The sequence below is a fragment of the Flavihumibacter cheonanensis genome, from assembly GCF_022352215.1.
In the GTDB taxonomy this organism is placed as follows: domain Bacteria; phylum Bacteroidota; class Bacteroidia; order Chitinophagales; family Chitinophagaceae; genus Flavihumibacter; species Flavihumibacter cheonanensis.
The window spans coordinates 1-281 of the sequence record NZ_JAKRWF010000187.1 but is presented as its reverse complement, the minus strand read 5'-3'; the positions used below and the strand labels follow the sequence as shown (position 1 = coordinate 281).

Genomic DNA, 281 nt, shown 5'->3' with positions numbered 1-281 from the left:
CCCAATTGCGTACCCGGCAGGAAGATAGTTTCCGGTTATTTTTGTGCGATGATCCAGCACATATCGGGCAACTACACCGGTTTCTGTCATACCCAAGGTGTTGACCAAAATGGCTTTCTTGGGGAAATTCTTCCGGAAGAGCTCAACATCGCTTTTATTTACCACTTCTCCCCCCAGGTTTACGGCACGTATATGTGGATATTTTTGCCCTTTCTGAGATAATTTGAGCATGGTTCGGAAGGTCGATGGGGTAGACAGGATGATGGTTATCCGTTCTTGAT

The 281-nt window shown here is 46.3% G+C and carries 1 protein-coding gene; it reads right to left on the bottom strand.

Annotated elements, in window-relative coordinates; translation table 11 throughout:
- Positions 1 to 270: AMP-binding protein (locus MD536_RS21630; protein WP_369075826.1), on the bottom strand; the 270-nt coding region annotated here is incomplete at its 3' end.
- Positions 271 to 281 lie beyond the last annotated feature (11 nt).